The organism is Microvirga aerophila, from assembly GCF_003332305.1.
GTDB lineage: Bacteria > Pseudomonadota > Alphaproteobacteria > Rhizobiales > Beijerinckiaceae > Microvirga > Microvirga aerophila.
This window is the reverse complement of the sequence record NZ_QOIO01000016.1, coordinates 65,540-79,563: the sequence shown is the minus strand read 5'-3', so window position 1 is coordinate 79,563 and position 14,024 is coordinate 65,540. Positions and strand designations below refer to the sequence as shown.

Sequence of the window (14,024 nt, the reverse complement as noted above, 5' to 3'; positions counted from 1 at the left end):
CATGGCAACGCACAAGCTTCTCCTTCTCCCCGGCGACGGCATCGGTCCGGAGGTCACGCGCGAGGTCGAGAAGATTGTGGGCTGGTTCCGCCAGCGTGGCGTCGGCTTCGAGACCGAGACGGATCTCGTCGGCGGCTCGGCCTATGACGCTCATGGGGCGGCCATCTCCGAGAAGGCCATGGATCTGGCCCAGGCCGCCGATGCGGTTCTGTTCGGCGCGGTCGGCGGCCCGAAATGGGACGGCGTGCCTTACGCGGTGCGCCCTGAGGCGGGCCTCCTGCGCCTGCGCAAGGATCTCGGACTGTTCGCCAACCTTCGCCCGGCCATCTGCTATCCGGCGCTCGCCGACGCTTCCTCGCTCAAGCGCGAAGTCGTCGAGGGCCTCGACATCATGATCGTGCGCGAGCTCACCGGCGGCGTCTATTTCGGCGAGCCCAAGGAAATCGTCACCCTCGAGGACGGTTCGCAGCGTGCTGTCGACACGCAGCTCTACACCACGGCGGAAGTCGAGCGCATCACCCGCGTGGCGTTCGATCTCGCCAAGGCGCGCCGCAACAAGGTATCGTCGGCTGAGAAGAGCAACGTCATGAAGACCGGCGTGTTCTGGCGCCAGGTCGTGTCGCGCATCCACAAAGCGGAATTCTCCGACGTGCAGCTCGAGCATGTGCTGGCCGACAACTGCGCCATGCAGCTCGTGCGCTGGCCCAAGCAGTTCGACGTGATCGTCACCGACAACCTGTTCGGCGACATCCTGTCGGATATCGCCGCCATGCTCACCGGCTCCCTCGGCATGCTGCCCTCCGCATCGCTTGGCGCGGAGGATCCCAAGACCGGCCGGCGCAAGGCTCTCTACGAGCCGGTGCATGGCTCCGCGCCCGACATCGCCGGCAAGGGCTTAGCGAATCCGATCGCCATGATCGGCTCCTTCGGCATGGCCCTGCGCTATTCCTTCGGACTGAGCGACGAGGCGGACCGCCTCGACCAGGCCATCGCCAACGTGCTGGCCTCGGGCACCCGCACGAAGGACATTGCGGCTCCCGGCATGAACGCGGTGGGCACACAGGAAATCGGCGACCAGATCGTCAAGGAGCTGAACGCTCTCTCGTAAAGCGAAAAAGCCCCGGCCATGCCGGGGCTTTTTAGTAACGTCCGGGCTGCTTCAGCGGATCGAGCCGGTGGTGTCGATATCCAGCGGGAACGGACTGCGTGCGCCCACGAATGGGCCGCCGATCGGATCCGGCAGATTGCTTTCGCCGAACCGCTCGCGTTGATTGCTCCACGGCGGATTCGTCATGTACGACAGTTGCGGCTGCGTGGCGTAGCGGTTGAGCGATCCCACCGGTGCGACGTTTCCGGGGTCGAGGAAGCTCCGGGGCTGGACCCGGAGAACGAGGGGGCGCTCCGACTGCGCTTCGGCCGCGACGGAAAGAGCCGAGACCGCAGCTAGCGAAGCCAAACCGATGACGGCGAAGCGGCGCATGTGAAAACCTCCAGAATGAGACGCGCCTGTCGTGGCTGGCGAGGGCGCCCGTCAGAACAAGCGACTGTCAGAACAAAACGGCTTCGGTTAATTTGTTCCGATGCAGCACCCACGGGAGTAGCGCCGACCATGGATCGTCCCTCGAAAGATCTGAGGCTGCCGGGCAAGGATCGCCTCTCGGTTCTGGGTGAAACGCCCCTCGTGGCCGAGACGCCCGAGGAGCTGCTCGACGACGACACCACGCCGGTCTCCCGCTTCTTCGTTCGCAACAACGGCCTGCTGCCCGAGCCGGCGGCGGACCCGGAGGCGTGGACCTTCACGATCGACGGCGAGGTGGAGCGGCCGCTCCGGCTGACCCTGTCCGAGCTGAAGCGTGGCTTTGCACAAAAAACGTTCCGCATGGTGCTGGAATGCGGCGGCAATGGCCGCTCCTTCCTGGAGCCGAAGGCCGAGGGCAATCCCTGGACGAACGGCGGCGCGGGCTGCGCGGAGTGGACCGGCGTGTCTCTTGGCGACGTGCTGCGCGCCGCAGGACTGAAGGACACCGCCGTCTACACGGCGCATTTCGGGGCTGATCCCGACAAGACTGGCAGCCATGACGCTCAGGCCATGTCGCGCGGCATGCCGATCGCCAAGGCGCTCGAGGATCACACGCTCCTGGTTTGGGCCATGAACGGGGAGCCACTGCCCTTCCTCCATGGCTGGCCGCTTCGCCTCGTCGTTCCGGGCTGGCCTGGATCCTTGAGTCAGAAATGGCTGACCCGAATCTGGATCCGCGACCGGGAGCATGACGGCCCGGGCATGACGGGCATCTCCTACCGGGTTCCGATCACTCCCATCGCCCCCGGGGCGACGCTGGAGCGGGCCGAGACCCGCATCCTCGAATCGATGCCGGTGCGCAGCATCATCTCGAATCCGGCCGACGAGAGCCGCTTGCCCGCGGGCACGAGGGAAATCGACGTTCGGGGCGCGGCCTGGGCGGGCGACGACGCTGTGGCGTCGGTGGACCTGACCCTCGATGGAGGCGCGACCTGGGTTCCGGCGGCGCTGACGCAGCCGCGCAATCGGTACGATTGGGTGCGCTGGCGCGCCGTTCTGTCCGTGCCCGGAGACGGCGCTTACGAAATTTTCGCCCGGGCGATCGATGGACAGGGCCGCGCTCAACCCTTCCGCGCCGCCTCCTGGAATCCCAACGGCTACGGCTGCAACGTCATGCACCGCATAGCGGTCACGGTCGGTCGGGAGACCTGAGGCTGATCGAGGCCGTGCGGGCTCCCGGGGAGCAGGCCTCCGTCCGGTTGCGCTCGGCCCGGGCGAAGACCGCGCTGACGGAGGGATTATCCTCGCTCACGAGGGCGATGCGCTCGATGAGGCAGGCGGCCTGAGTCTCATCCACCGCCTGAGGGCTGAGCCCGCAGAGCCAGCCCTGGAACCCGAAGCTCGCCTGAGGATCCTCGAAGCGAAACGCCAGGCAGTTCTGTTCCGCGGCTCCCGCAAGGGTAACGGCGGCGGCTTCCACCGGACCGAACTTCGTGCGCAGAAGCTGGCTCTGGCTCGTGCGGTTGACCGACAGGCCCGCCGCCGCCGCCCTCCGCACGAGATCCACATAAAAGGTACGAACCGGCTCGGTGAAGCCCTGGATCAGGCTGATCCGGCCGTGCCCCGGCCGGCCGAACGAGCCCAGAACCAGCGTGTCCTCGCGCCCACCGCTGGCATGCTCGCGCGCCTCCGAGGCAACTGGCGCGGTGCTTTTCTCGATGCCGAAGAGAGGACGGGAGGACGCGACAGACTTCCACACGGGAGCAGGCGCGACCAGCACGGAGGCCGGGATGGCTTTGGGATCGTCCGAAGGCGCTTCGGTCTCGGCGTGCTGGGCCAGATAGGCGAGGCCTGCCACGATCGCGCACGAAAGAGCGGCCATCCGCAGCCAGGGCAGGGGCCTGCCGCGCACGCGTGCATGGGGCCGCCCGTCCCACAGGTCCGCCGCATCGTCCGCGTCATGATCGTCGAAAACAGGCTCTGGCATCGCTCATCTTCGTCAGCTGATCTGCCCTGACCAAGATGTTCTACCGTATCACTTGCGATCCATCGAAAGGTTTCGCTAAGCAACGTTAACAGAAGCTTACCTGCCGTAAGACTTGCCGGAGCGATTCCACGTGCATGAACAACCCACCATCCGTCTTGCCGATCTGCCGGACGCGCCCGCCATCGCGGCCCTGGTCTGCGCCTTGGAACGTCATTACGCCCCGGACGGCGAGGTGGCCCCGCTCACGGACGCCATCGCCATGGTCGAAGCCTCCATGACTTCGCAGGAGGGAACGCGCTACGCCCTTGCGTTCATGGAGGGCGAGCCGGTCGGCCTGACGTGCTTCGCCATCCTGAGGCCCGGCTTTTCCTTGACGGGCCTCGTGTTCCTGAAAGAACTCTTCGTCGAAAAGCACGCTCGCGGCCAAGCCGTGGGAGAAGCTCTCATGGTCTGGCTCGCTGCCCACGCCCGGTCGCTCGGGCTCACCCGCATCGATCTCACGACCGACAGCGGTAACGCGGAAGCCCGGGCCTTCTACGAACGCCTCGGGGCCGATCGGGCCGACAAGGTCTTCTACCGCTTCAGCCTTTCCGGCAGCACGCTGACCGGGGCCTGAAACGCCTTTTTGGCCAACAGATCCCTTGACGCGGCGGCACCTTTGGTGTGTTGCTGAGCGCATGAGTCCGAAACGGGCTCTTGAGTGGACGATGGCATGACGATGCTCACCCTGACGACGAGCAAAACGAAAACCGTCACGACGGCCGTGAAAACGGCCGAGTAGCCTCGTCGTCCCCGGTCCTCTCTCCCGTCGGGGTGAGAGGCGACACCCGAAAAGGGTTTTAAGATTTCCGGGGAGAGCCACAACAGGAGAAGTTCAATGGGTTACAAGGTCGCCGTCGTGGGCGCGACAGGCAATGTGGGGCGCGAGCTCCTCGACATCCTCGCCGAGCGGGCCTTCCCGGCCGATGAGGTGGTGGCTTTGGCCTCCCGCCGCAGCCAGGGAACGGAGATTTCCTACGGCGATAAGACGCTGAAGGCCAAGACCCTCGACACCTACGATTTCTCGGACGTCGATCTGGTCCTCATGTCGGCCGGTGGTGACATCTCGAAGGAGTGGGCCCCCAAGATCGCAGCGCAAGGCGCCATCGTGATCGACAACTCCTCGGCTTGGCGCTACGACCAGGATGTGCCGCTGGTGGTGCCCGAGGTCAACGCGGACGCCGTCCGCGAGATGAAGAAGGGCATCATCGCCAACCCGAACTGCTCCACGGCGCAGCTCGTGGTGGCCCTCAAGCCCCTTCATGACCATGCCACCATCAAGCGCGTCGTTGTTGCCACCTACCAGTCGGTATCCGGCGCCGGCAAGGACGGCATGGACGAGCTCGACCGCCAGACCAAGGCGCTCTATTCGCTGCAGGACGTGCAGGAAAAGAAGTTTCCCAAGCGCATCGCCTTCAACCTGATCCCCCAGATCGACGTGTTCATGGAGGACGGGTTCACGAAGGAAGAGTGGAAGATGATGGCGGAGACCAAGAAGATCCTGGATCCCAAGATCAAGCTCACGGCCACTTGCGTGCGCGTGCCGGTCTTCATCGGCCACTCGGAAGCCGTGAACGTGGAGTTCGAGAAGCCGATCTCGGCCGAGGAGGCGCAAGCCATCCTGCGCTCCGCTCCCGGCGTCATGGTGATCGATAAGCGCGAGCCCGGCGGCTACATCACGCCGCACGAAGCAGCTGGCGAAGACGCCACCTACATCTCCCGCATCCGCGAGGACATTACGGTTGAGAACGGTCTGTCGTTCTGGTGCGTGTCGGACAACCTGCGCAAGGGCGCGGCGCTGAATGCCATTCAGATCGCCGAGGCGCTGGTGAACCGGGGTTTGCTGAACTCGAAGAAGCAGGCGGCCTGAAAGACGCGCTCATAAGGAAGCGTCTCCAGTGTTGTCGTGAGCCTCCTTCGAGGCGCCACTGCGTGGCTCCTCGGGATGAGGCCGGATATATCGGCAGACCCTCAGAACAGATGGCTTGAAACGAAAAGGGGATGCGGCAATGCCGCATCCCCTTTTGCATTCACCACGTTTGTCGACAGCTTAGACGAAGAAGAAGTCCTTGTGGGTGAGAGTGGTGCCCTCGCCCTTCTGGAACCTGAGGCTAGCAATCTCGACCATGGCCTTGGAGCCGGAGCCGTCCACGTCCCAGTACAGCTTCTTGCTTTTGTCGTTGTAGATGAAGAAGTCATCCTTATCGGTGGCCTTGGTGCCGACCTTGAAGAAGCCGGCCTTCATCTTGATCGCTTTGTCCAGCGACGCGCCCTTGTTCTTGAGGTACCTAGCGATGGTCGTGTTGGTGAAGGCCGCGTCATCCAGGTAGATCGAGTCGTACTTCGAGCCGAAGTCGTACACCGTGTCCTTGTGCTTGTTGGCGACAGACTTGCTGGTGAGCTTGGTGTCGAACAGGAACGCATCCTTGCTCGCTGCGCCCTTCAGCCCATAGAGCTTGTCCTTGCCCTCGCCGCCGCCGATGATGTCGTTGCCGGCGTCACCCCGCAGCGTGTCGTTGTCGATCCCGCCGAAGAGGCGATCGTTGCCGAGACCGCCCGAGAGCAGGTCGTTGCCGCGCCCGCCCTTGAACACGTCATTGGCCACGCTGCCACCCGTGCTCTCGCTGACCCAGTCCGTGACGCCGACCGTGAGGGTCTGATCCACCACGTGTCCAGCCGTGTCCCGCACCCGGACTGTGACCTGATGCGAACTGGCTTGCTCGTGATCGAGGCGGAAGCCGTCATCGACCAGCAGGTCGGTGCCGACCAGCTTGAACCGGCCCTCGGCATTGCCGATCAGCTCGTAGGAGAGCTGGTCGCCGTCCGGATCGGTTGTGCTGACGCTGCCCACCTTCGTCCCCGCGCCCGCCAACTCCTGAACCAGGAAGGTGTTCGGGGCTATGTTGTCCGGCGCGCGGTTCGCCTGTGGGATCGGCTCGGCATCGTCGTTGGTAATGGTGCCGGTGGCGGTGCGGTTGGGGCCGATTGCGGCGTTGCCGTTAGCCGCCTGCGACAGCGTCACGACGAAACCTTCCGTGGGTTCAAATTCAGCATCGCCCGACACCGTCACGGTGAACATTGTGCTGGTCTCGCCCGCCTCGAATGTCGCCGTGCCATTCGGCAGCGTGCCGCCAAAGTCGGCCTCAGTGACCCCGCTGCCCGTCACTGCCCAGGCCACGACCGACCCACATCGCTGTCGCGGGTGAGCGTATAGGTGTATGTCACCGTTGTGCCGGCCGCGCCCTCGGCGTGCTCCACCACCGGATTGGCGGTGTCGAACTGCACGGTCGGGACCGCCGGCGCCGGGTCGTCATTGTCGATCCGACCCGTCGCGCTTGAGCCGACGATCTGGCCATTGGTCGCGTTCGAAAGCGTGATGGTGAAGGTCTCGTTGGACTCGAAGCTGGTGTCGCCACGGACCTTGACCCGGATCTCCTGCGTAGTCTGGCCGCCTGTGAAACTCACAGTCCCTGTCAGAGCCTCGAAGTCCGCATCGGTGATGCCGGTTCCAGTAATCCTCCAATCCGCTTGAGTGTCGCCGGAAGCATTCGTCCGGCTCACCATGAAGACGAATTCCTTGAAACCGTCATCACCCTCCGCCTGGGTCGATGAAGCTGTCGCTGCGATCGACAGAGCCGGGGTGGGGGTCTCCGTTGCCGGGATCACGCGGATCAGGAAGTCGCGGTAGGTAGAGGTCGATCCTTCATCGCCGTTTTGGTCCGTAACTTTAATGGTGACGGTGTACGTCTCGGCCTTCGTGATGTCGGAAAACGCCGCGATCTTGAGCTTGCCGTCTTCGATCTTGAACCGCCCGCCCGCGTTTCCGCTGCCGCTGGAGCCGCCACGGCCGCTCGTATCAAAGGCGTAGATGAGATTGGCGTCTCCCTCGGGGTCGAAGGCTTGGAGAGTGCCGATTTCGTAGCCGTCGACCGCATCCGCCTCGCTGATGGCAGCGGTCGTCGCGTTATTCACGAAGGACAGGTTGGTTGGCGCCTCGTTCACGTCGTTGACGTAGATCCTGACAGTGGTCTCGCCGGACGAAGCATTGCCGGAGGTCTGCGTTGCCTTGACCACGAGTTCGTAGAACTTCCGTTCCAGGGGAGTGCCCTCGTCCTCGACCTGGAGATTGGGGTCCTGCTCGTAGTTCACCGCACCCACCAGGGTAATTACGCCCGTGGCGGCATTGATGGCGAACTTGTTGCCTGGATTGACGGCCAGCGCGTACGTGAAGGCATCGCCTTCCGCGTCTGTGGCCTTGACGGTTGCAATGACCTTATGCGGAGCCGAGTTCTCATCGATGGCCGAGACGCTGCTCTGCACCACCGGGGCCGTCGGAGCGGCGTTCGGGAGCGCCGGGAGGATCTCGAAGGTGTATGTCACCGCCGGCCCTACCAGCGTGCCGTCATGGGCCACGACCGTGAGGGTCTTTTCGCCGACATCATCGGCCGTGACGGCCCTGGCCGTCGTGATCGCGCCCGTATCAGCGTTGATCCGGAATAGCCCGTCCTCAAGGGTGCCGTTGGCGAACCGGTACTTGTTGTTGCGGAACGCGGCGGTGCCGGTATCCGGATCGACCGCCGCGGCCACGGCCACGGCCGCGCCCAGCCCTGCGCCCGCCCGAAGGGTCGTGCCACCGGTGAAGTCCAGGCCCGTTGCGGCTTCGTTGACGTCCGATAGGGTGATGACGATGTCCTGCGGGTCCGAAGACAGGCCGGTGCCGTTCGTGTCGGTGGCCGTGACCTGAACCGTGTAGGTGCGGGCGCCCTCATAGTCGAGCATTGCGCCGTCTTTGACGAAGATGCGGCCCGTCGCGGCGTCGATGTCGAACTCCGCATTATCCGCGATGGCGTAGCGAAGGTTGGCCGCGCCACCATTGTCCGTCGCCGTCACGGTACCGACAGTCGCGTTGAAGCCGGATTTTTCCGCCACCGTGCCGCCCGAGGCCAAACGCACGTTGGTCGGGGCTGTATTGCCCGTATCGACCGGATTTACGGTGATCAGGAAGTCCTGATAGGTGGAGACGGCGCCGGGGCCGCCATTGCGGTCCGTGACCTTGATGGTGACCGTGTAGGTCTCACGATGGGTGATGTCGGTGAGGGCCGCGACCTTGAGCTGCCCGCCCTCGATCTTGAAGCGTCCGCCCGCATTGCCGCTGCCGCTGGAGCCGCCGTTTCCGCTTGTGTCAAAAGCGTAGATGAATTGGTTGAGCCCTTCCGGATCCAAAGCATGGAGCGTGCCGACACCAACGAGATCGCCATCATTCGCGTTCTCGCTGATAGTCGCCGTGATCCCGCCCCCTGAGAACGAAAGGCCGGTCGGCGCCTCGTTCACGTCGCTGACATAGACCTTCAGCTCCGTCTCGCCGGACGAAACGCCGCTGACGGTTTCCGTCGCCTTGACGACGAGGCGGTAGAATTTCTGCCCGGCCAGGGAGCCGGCGGTTTCGGTCTCGAGGTCCGGATCCTCGGTGCTCGTCGCCTCGTAGTTCACCGTGCCGATCAGGGTGATCACGCCGTTCGTTGGGTCGATGGCGAACTTGTTGCCCGGATTGGTCACGAAGGCATAGGTGAGGGCATCACCTTCCGAATCCGTGGACAGCACAGTGGCGACGACCCGATGGGGCGCGGCATTCTCGTCGACTGGGATCACGCTGCCCTGCACCACGGGCTTCGTGGGTGCCTTGTTGGTGAGCGAAACCGACTGATCCCTGAACTGTAGGACTTCCACGTTCTGCACGACGTCCACGCCATCGTCGCCTACATTGTCGGTGACGATGAAGCTGCCGTCCGGCTGCTCCACTATGGTGTAGTTCTGCTTGTTTCCGGCAAATCGCGCCGTGTCGCGACCGGCTCCACCGTCGAGCGTGTCGTTGCCCTGGCCGCCGACAAGCACGTTGCCGCCGCTGTTGCCCGTGATGGCATTGGCAAGCGCATTGCCTGTGCCGCTGAGATCTCCCGTACCGGTGAGGACGAGATGCTCCACATCGTTCGTCAGCGCGTAGGAGATGGAGGCCCGAACGGTATCGGTGCCCTCGTCGGAGGCTTCCATGACCGTGTCATTTGCATCGTCCACCACATAGGTATCGTGGCCGATACCGCCGCGCAGGTTGTCCGCGCCCGCGTCACCGTCGAGAATGTTGTCCCCGTCATTGCCAATGACCGAATTGGCGAGGGTGTTGCCGGTACCGTTGATGTTGGCGGCACCTGTGAGAACGAGGCTTTCCAGATCGGCTCCCAGGGTGAAATCGACCGATGACTGAACGGTGTCTTCGCCTTGGCCATAGGCCTCGAGCACCGTATCACCCAGGTGATCGACCACGTAGATGTCGTGGCCGTCGCCGCCGCGCAGGATGTCGGCGCCTTCACCTCCGTCAAGCACGTTGTTGCCGGCATTGCCCGTGATCGTGTTGGCCACCTCGTTGCCGGTGCCGTCAATGCTGTTTCCACCGACCAGAACGAGGTTTTCGACGTTCCGCGACAGAGAGTGCGTGGCGGATGCCCGGACCGTATCCGTTCCCTCCTCGGCGCTCTCCATTACCGCGTCGGCCGTGTTGTCGACAATGTAGATATCGTCGCCCTTGCCGCCCAGCAGAACGTCCGCATTGCTGCCGCCGTCGAGCAGGTTGTCGCCGTCATTGCCCGTGATGACGTTGACGAGCTCGTTGCCGGTGCCGGCGAGATCCGCATCGCCCGTCAGGACGAGGTCTTCGACATTCGCCCCAAGCGCGTAGGAGATAGATGCCCTGACGGTATCGGTGCCGCCGGTATAATCCTCGCGATTGGCTTCCTCTTGGACAGTGTCGTCGACATCGTCCACAACATACATATCGTCGTCCGCGCCACCGATCAGAACGTCGGCACCAGCGCCTCCGCCCAGCGTGTCGTTGCCGCTGCCTCCGTCGAGGCTGTCATCGCCGCTGTGGCCGAAGAGTTCATCGGCATCGTTGCCGCCGCTGAAGATGTCGATCCCACTGCCGCCGTGGGCCGTATCGTCTCCTCCTCCCAAATCCACGCTGCCGGTGACGATGCCGCCGCGCCCATCATAGAGATCGGTTCCAGTGCCGAATCGAAGATCGCCCTGCATATGCCCTATATTACGGACGGTGTCGTTTCCTCTTCCGCCGGCAAAGGCGAGAGCGCAAATAATCATTCCGGAATTGGTCAGGCTCGATGATTCGCCGGTTCTGCTGTCCAGGGAAACGCCCTCATCGGCGGCCTGGATCAGACCGGTATTCACAACCCGCACCGGACCTCGTCCGTCAATGCCGATGGTGCCACCAATAATTTCACCATCGTTGAAGACGCCATAACGGGACGGATCGAGAGCCAAGGCGCCTAGGTCGGAGCCGGTAAAGGTTCCTACCAGGTTCAACGTGATGGCCGTATGAGTCCCGGAGATGGTTCCTTTGTTGATGATCTGGTTCTTGTACCCTTCGTTTTCTGCTCGAATCCCGAAGAAGCCGGAAATGGATCCGGTGTTCAGGATGTAGTTGTCCGTGCCTCCCAGAAGCACGCCCGAATTAATGAATACCGACGTATCTCCGGTCTGAGCTGATCGGATCTCCCCGGCATTCCTGAGGGTATTTGCGCCTTCGCCGAAATCTACGCCGGTAGTGTAATCATGGACGATGCCGGACGCAGAAAGTGTGACCGCGCTCTCAAGTGCGTTGAACTGAATGCCGACATTGTTGGAGTAAACTGTCCCGTCGACCGTGGCGTAGACGGCGCTGCTTCCAAGGAGATAGATGGCGGCATCTTCGTTGACGGTGATAGATCCGCTGCTTGTAACGATGATCTGCGGATCGACTGCGGTGTTCGTATCGACCACGACCGCGTCTGTCACGTGCGTTGTTACATATTGTGCCATTGGTTAGCCCCCTTCACCTTAAGTAAGGGGCAAAATGTAACATTATCTAGTTACAATCAATCGCTATTGATGGACCCGGATTGGTCAAAAGCCTGCCTCGATGTAAACGCCGCTTTTCGAAATGCAAGTTAACCGAACGACCCAATAAAAGAGCGCGTTCCGCATTTCTCCTTGCGACCATAATCTGCCGCAAGGACGCGACCTTTCATGCTCGAAGCTTAGCTGCAACGCAGCTGCGAAATCTTCTCCGGCATTTCCGCAACGGCCGGCTCGAAGTCTCCGGTCTCCGGATTGCGCACCATCAGCACGCCCGATGCCACCCCAAAAAAGGCTCCGTGGAGCTGGAGCTTGCCGCGCTCCACCAGGATACGCACGCAGGGGAAGGTCATCAGGTTCCTGAGGCTGTTCTCGATAGCGGCGAGTTCAAGCTTGGCCACGTACTCGTCGAGGCTCCCCTGGCGCGGCCCGAGACGCTCCGCCGCAGGGGCGATCAGGGTCATCCAGCGGCCGATGAAGTCGCCCGGCGACAGGGGCGCGGTGTCGTCCGCGAAGGCCCGCACGCCGCCGCAGCGCGCATGGCCCAGCACCACGATGTGTTTCACGCGAAGGGCCTGCACGGCGAATTCGAGGGCCGCCGAGGTGCCGTGATACTCGCCGCCCGTCTCGTAGGGCGGCACGAGGTTCGCCACGTTGCGCACCACGAAAAGCTCGCCTGGGCTGGCGTCGAAGATCACCTCCGGCGAGACCCGGCTGTCGCAGCAGCTGATCACCATGACTTCCGGCGACTGGCCCTGTTCGGCCAGCGCTTCGTACCGGGTCTTTTCGCGCGCAAAGCGCTCATCCAGAAATGCCCGATAACCTTCGGTCAGACGCGATGGAAACATGGTTTTCCCTTCACTCATGGGAGCCAAGCTCAGCCAGCTTGGTCAGGTCTACATTGGCTCCGCACAGGAGCACGCCGATCCGTTCGCCCGGCCGGGCTTTATAGGCTCCCGACACGAGCGCGGCTAGAGCCGCCGCGCCGCCGGGCTCAGTTGCCATGCGCCAGTCGCGCCAGAGCAGCGCCTGCGCGTGCTGGATTGCCTCGTCCTCGACGAGCGCCACGTGGTCCACCGCGTCCCGGCAGGTCGCATAGACGAGATCGCCCGTGTTGCGCGCGCCCAGGGAGTCGGCCGCCACCGAATGGACCATCACGTCCACCGGGCCGCCCGCTTCCAACGCCGCGTGCAGAGCCCGCGATCCCTCGGGCTCCACGCCCACCACCTTCACCCGGTCCCGCCACCAGCTCGCGATGCCGCTGATGAGGCCGCCGCCGCCCACCGCCACCAGCACCGTATCAAGGGCGGGGGCGTCCTGCTCCCATTCGAGGCCGACGGTGCCCTGGCCGATGATCGTGGTGTCGGCCCCGAAGGGATGGACCCGCAGCGCGCCGCTCTCGGCCACATAAAGGTCGCAGGCCTCCTGCGCGTCCGCATAACGCTCGCCGCCGATCACCACTTCGGCTCCATGGGAGCGGATCACGGCGATCTTAGCCGGGCTCGAGATTTCCGGCACGAAGATGCGGGCCCTCACGCCAAGCTGCCTGGCCGCGTAGGCCACTGCCGCCCCGTGGTTGCCGCCGGACGCCGCTGCGACGCCAGCCTGCGGCGTGGGATGCGACAGCAGCGTGTTGAAGGCGCCCCGGGTCTTGAAAGAGCCTGCATGTTGCAGGAATTCGAGCTTCAGGCTCACCGGCCCGTCATGCCCGAAGGCGCCGGGCAGGGTCCATGAGGGCGTGCGGCGGATATAAGGGGCGATGCGGGCGTAAGCGGCCTCGATGGCGGCGCGGGTGATGGTCATCGGCGGCGTAAGGTCCAGATTGCGACCGGCAGGCCATGCGCGTCACGACCGGGCGGTTCGGGAAAGGATCGCCCCCCACCTGTCGCGATATCCAGGGCCACCGTCAACCCCGCCAGAGCATCCAGAAGGTCGTCCGCCGCCGCGCCCCGAGGCGGACGGGCATCGATCAGCGCGGCGGGAAGGCCGGCCCGTCGCAGGAGATCCCGGCGCAGGGCGAGCCCTGGCTCATAGGGGCGGCTCTTCACCTTCTTGGGTTCGGCAAGGGGGCTCTCGCCGTTGAGGGACCAGAAGGCCACCTCCGGATGAACCTCGTACAGCCTCGGCGCGAGCTCGGGCCGCCGGCGCAGAAGCGCATCCAATTCCACGATCTTCGGAAAGATGTTGAAGCCCTGACGCGAGACCTTGCGCGGAGGATCGGACGTGGAGGCGGCAAGCGCACAGGCGTCTTCATAGCTTTGCGCATGAACCGCAGCCCGGGAGGGAATCGCGAACACCGAGGACTGGCGGGCTCCGAGAAGCGAGCGAACGAGTTTTTCAGGCAGCAGGCCCGAGCCCTCCGTGTGATCGGGCAGACCGATTGGCATGTCGACGGCAAGGAAAGCAGGCTGTTCAGTCCCGTCGACGATATCCGTGAAACGCGGAACAACACGCACGTGATGAACAAGCGGATCGTCCCGGCGCATCAGCACCGCGATCCACCCCGCCGGGCAACCATCCACCCCCGCAACCCACACGACGCGCCTTCTCCTGCATTTGCGAATAGCGCCGCCAGCG

General features: G+C 63.9%; 11 protein-coding genes. 4 read left to right on the top strand and 7 right to left on the bottom strand.

The window, feature by feature from the left end:
- Position 1 precedes the first annotated feature (1 nt).
- Positions 2–1,108: a 3-isopropylmalate dehydrogenase gene (leuB, locus tag DRB19_RS10960; protein WP_114186080.1), complete on the top strand. Its 1,107-nt coding sequence runs from the start codon at positions 2–4 to the stop codon at positions 1,106–1,108.
- A 51-nt stretch (positions 1,109–1,159) separates the two neighbouring features.
- Here leuB and DRB19_RS10955 read toward each other — a convergent pair whose 3' ends face one another.
- Positions 1,160–1,480, bottom strand: a complete 321-nt coding sequence (locus DRB19_RS10955; RefSeq protein ID WP_114186079.1) for a hypothetical protein — start codon at positions 1,478–1,480, stop codon at positions 1,160–1,162.
- 129 nt (positions 1,481–1,609) lie between these two features.
- Here DRB19_RS10955 and DRB19_RS10950 point away from each other — a divergent pair, with 129 nt between their 5' ends.
- Positions 1,610–2,731 carry a sulfite oxidase gene (locus DRB19_RS10950; protein WP_114186078.1) on the top strand — a complete coding sequence of 374 codons (1,122 nt, stop codon included), beginning with the start codon at positions 1,610–1,612 and terminating at the stop codon, positions 2,729–2,731.
- Here DRB19_RS10950 and DRB19_RS10945 read toward each other — a convergent pair.
- Entirely contained in the window at positions 2,709–3,506 is a 798-nt protein-coding gene (locus DRB19_RS10945; RefSeq protein WP_114186077.1) for a hypothetical protein, read from the bottom strand. The genes DRB19_RS10950 and DRB19_RS10945 overlap by 23 nt on opposite strands.
- 130 nt (positions 3,507–3,636) lie before the next feature.
- Here DRB19_RS10945 and DRB19_RS10940 point away from each other — a divergent pair, with 130 nt between their 5' ends.
- Entirely contained in the window at positions 3,637–4,122 is a 486-nt protein-coding gene (locus DRB19_RS10940) for a GNAT family N-acetyltransferase (protein WP_245439406.1), read from the top strand.
- Between the two features lie 261 nt (positions 4,123–4,383).
- Entirely contained in the window at positions 4,384–5,415 is a 1,032-nt protein-coding gene (locus DRB19_RS10935; protein WP_114186076.1) for an aspartate-semialdehyde dehydrogenase, read from the top strand.
- Positions 5,416–5,595: 180 nt separating this feature from the next.
- On the opposite strand, the gene DRB19_RS10930 is transcribed toward DRB19_RS10935, so the two are convergent.
- From DRB19_RS10930 to DRB19_RS10900, 5 genes are all read right to left on the bottom strand, one after another.
- Positions 5,596–6,723: a hypothetical protein gene (locus DRB19_RS10930; protein WP_114186075.1), complete on the bottom strand. Its 1,128-nt coding sequence runs from the start codon at positions 6,721–6,723 to the stop codon at positions 5,596–5,598.
- A complete protein-coding gene (locus DRB19_RS29870; protein ID WP_147021919.1) occupies positions 6,708–11,411 on the bottom strand; it encodes a cadherin domain-containing protein in 4,704 nt (1,567 codons plus the stop codon). Before DRB19_RS29870 ends, DRB19_RS10930 begins: the two co-directional genes overlap by 16 nt.
- Positions 11,412–11,629: 218 nt before the next feature.
- On the bottom strand, positions 11,630–12,295 hold the full coding sequence (locus DRB19_RS10910) for a carbonic anhydrase (protein ID WP_114186071.1): 666 nt from the start codon (positions 12,293–12,295) through the stop codon (positions 11,630–11,632).
- 10 nt (positions 12,296–12,305) lie between these two features.
- Positions 12,306–13,250: a threonine/serine dehydratase gene (locus DRB19_RS10905; protein ID WP_114186070.1), complete on the bottom strand. Its 945-nt coding sequence runs from the start codon at positions 13,248–13,250 to the stop codon at positions 12,306–12,308.
- Complete coding sequence (locus DRB19_RS10900; RefSeq protein ID WP_114186069.1) at positions 13,247–13,984, bottom strand: DUF429 domain-containing protein; 738 nt, start codon at positions 13,982–13,984, stop codon at positions 13,247–13,249. Before DRB19_RS10900 ends, DRB19_RS10905 begins: the two co-directional genes overlap by 4 nt.
- Between the last annotated feature and the right edge of the window lie 40 nt (positions 13,985–14,024).

Excerpts from the sequence above, each read along its gene's own strand:
- leuB (WP_114186080.1), top strand. The coding sequence starts at position 2 with ATGGCAACGCACAAGCTTCTCCTTCTCCCCGGCGACGGCATCGGTCCG.
- DRB19_RS10955 (WP_114186079.1), bottom strand. The coding sequence starts at position 1,480 with ATGCGCCGCTTCGCCGTCATCGGTTTGGCTTCGCTAGCTGCGGTCTCG.
- DRB19_RS10950 (WP_114186078.1), top strand. The coding sequence starts at position 1,610 with ATGGATCGTCCCTCGAAAGATCTGAGGCTGCCGGGCAAGGATCGCCTC.
- DRB19_RS10945 (WP_114186077.1), bottom strand. The coding sequence starts at position 3,506 with ATGCCAGAGCCTGTTTTCGACGATCATGACGCGGACGATGCGGCGGAC.
- DRB19_RS10935 (WP_114186076.1), top strand. The coding sequence starts at position 4,384 with ATGGGTTACAAGGTCGCCGTCGTGGGCGCGACAGGCAATGTGGGGCGC.
- DRB19_RS29870 (WP_147021919.1), bottom strand. The coding sequence starts at position 11,411 with ATGGCACAATATGTAACAACGCACGTGACAGACGCGGTCGTGGTCGAT.
- DRB19_RS10910 (WP_114186071.1), bottom strand. The coding sequence starts at position 12,295 with ATGTTTCCATCGCGTCTGACCGAAGGTTATCGGGCATTTCTGGATGAG.
- DRB19_RS10905 (WP_114186070.1), bottom strand. The coding sequence starts at position 13,250 with ATGACCATCACCCGCGCCGCCATCGAGGCCGCTTACGCCCGCATCGCC.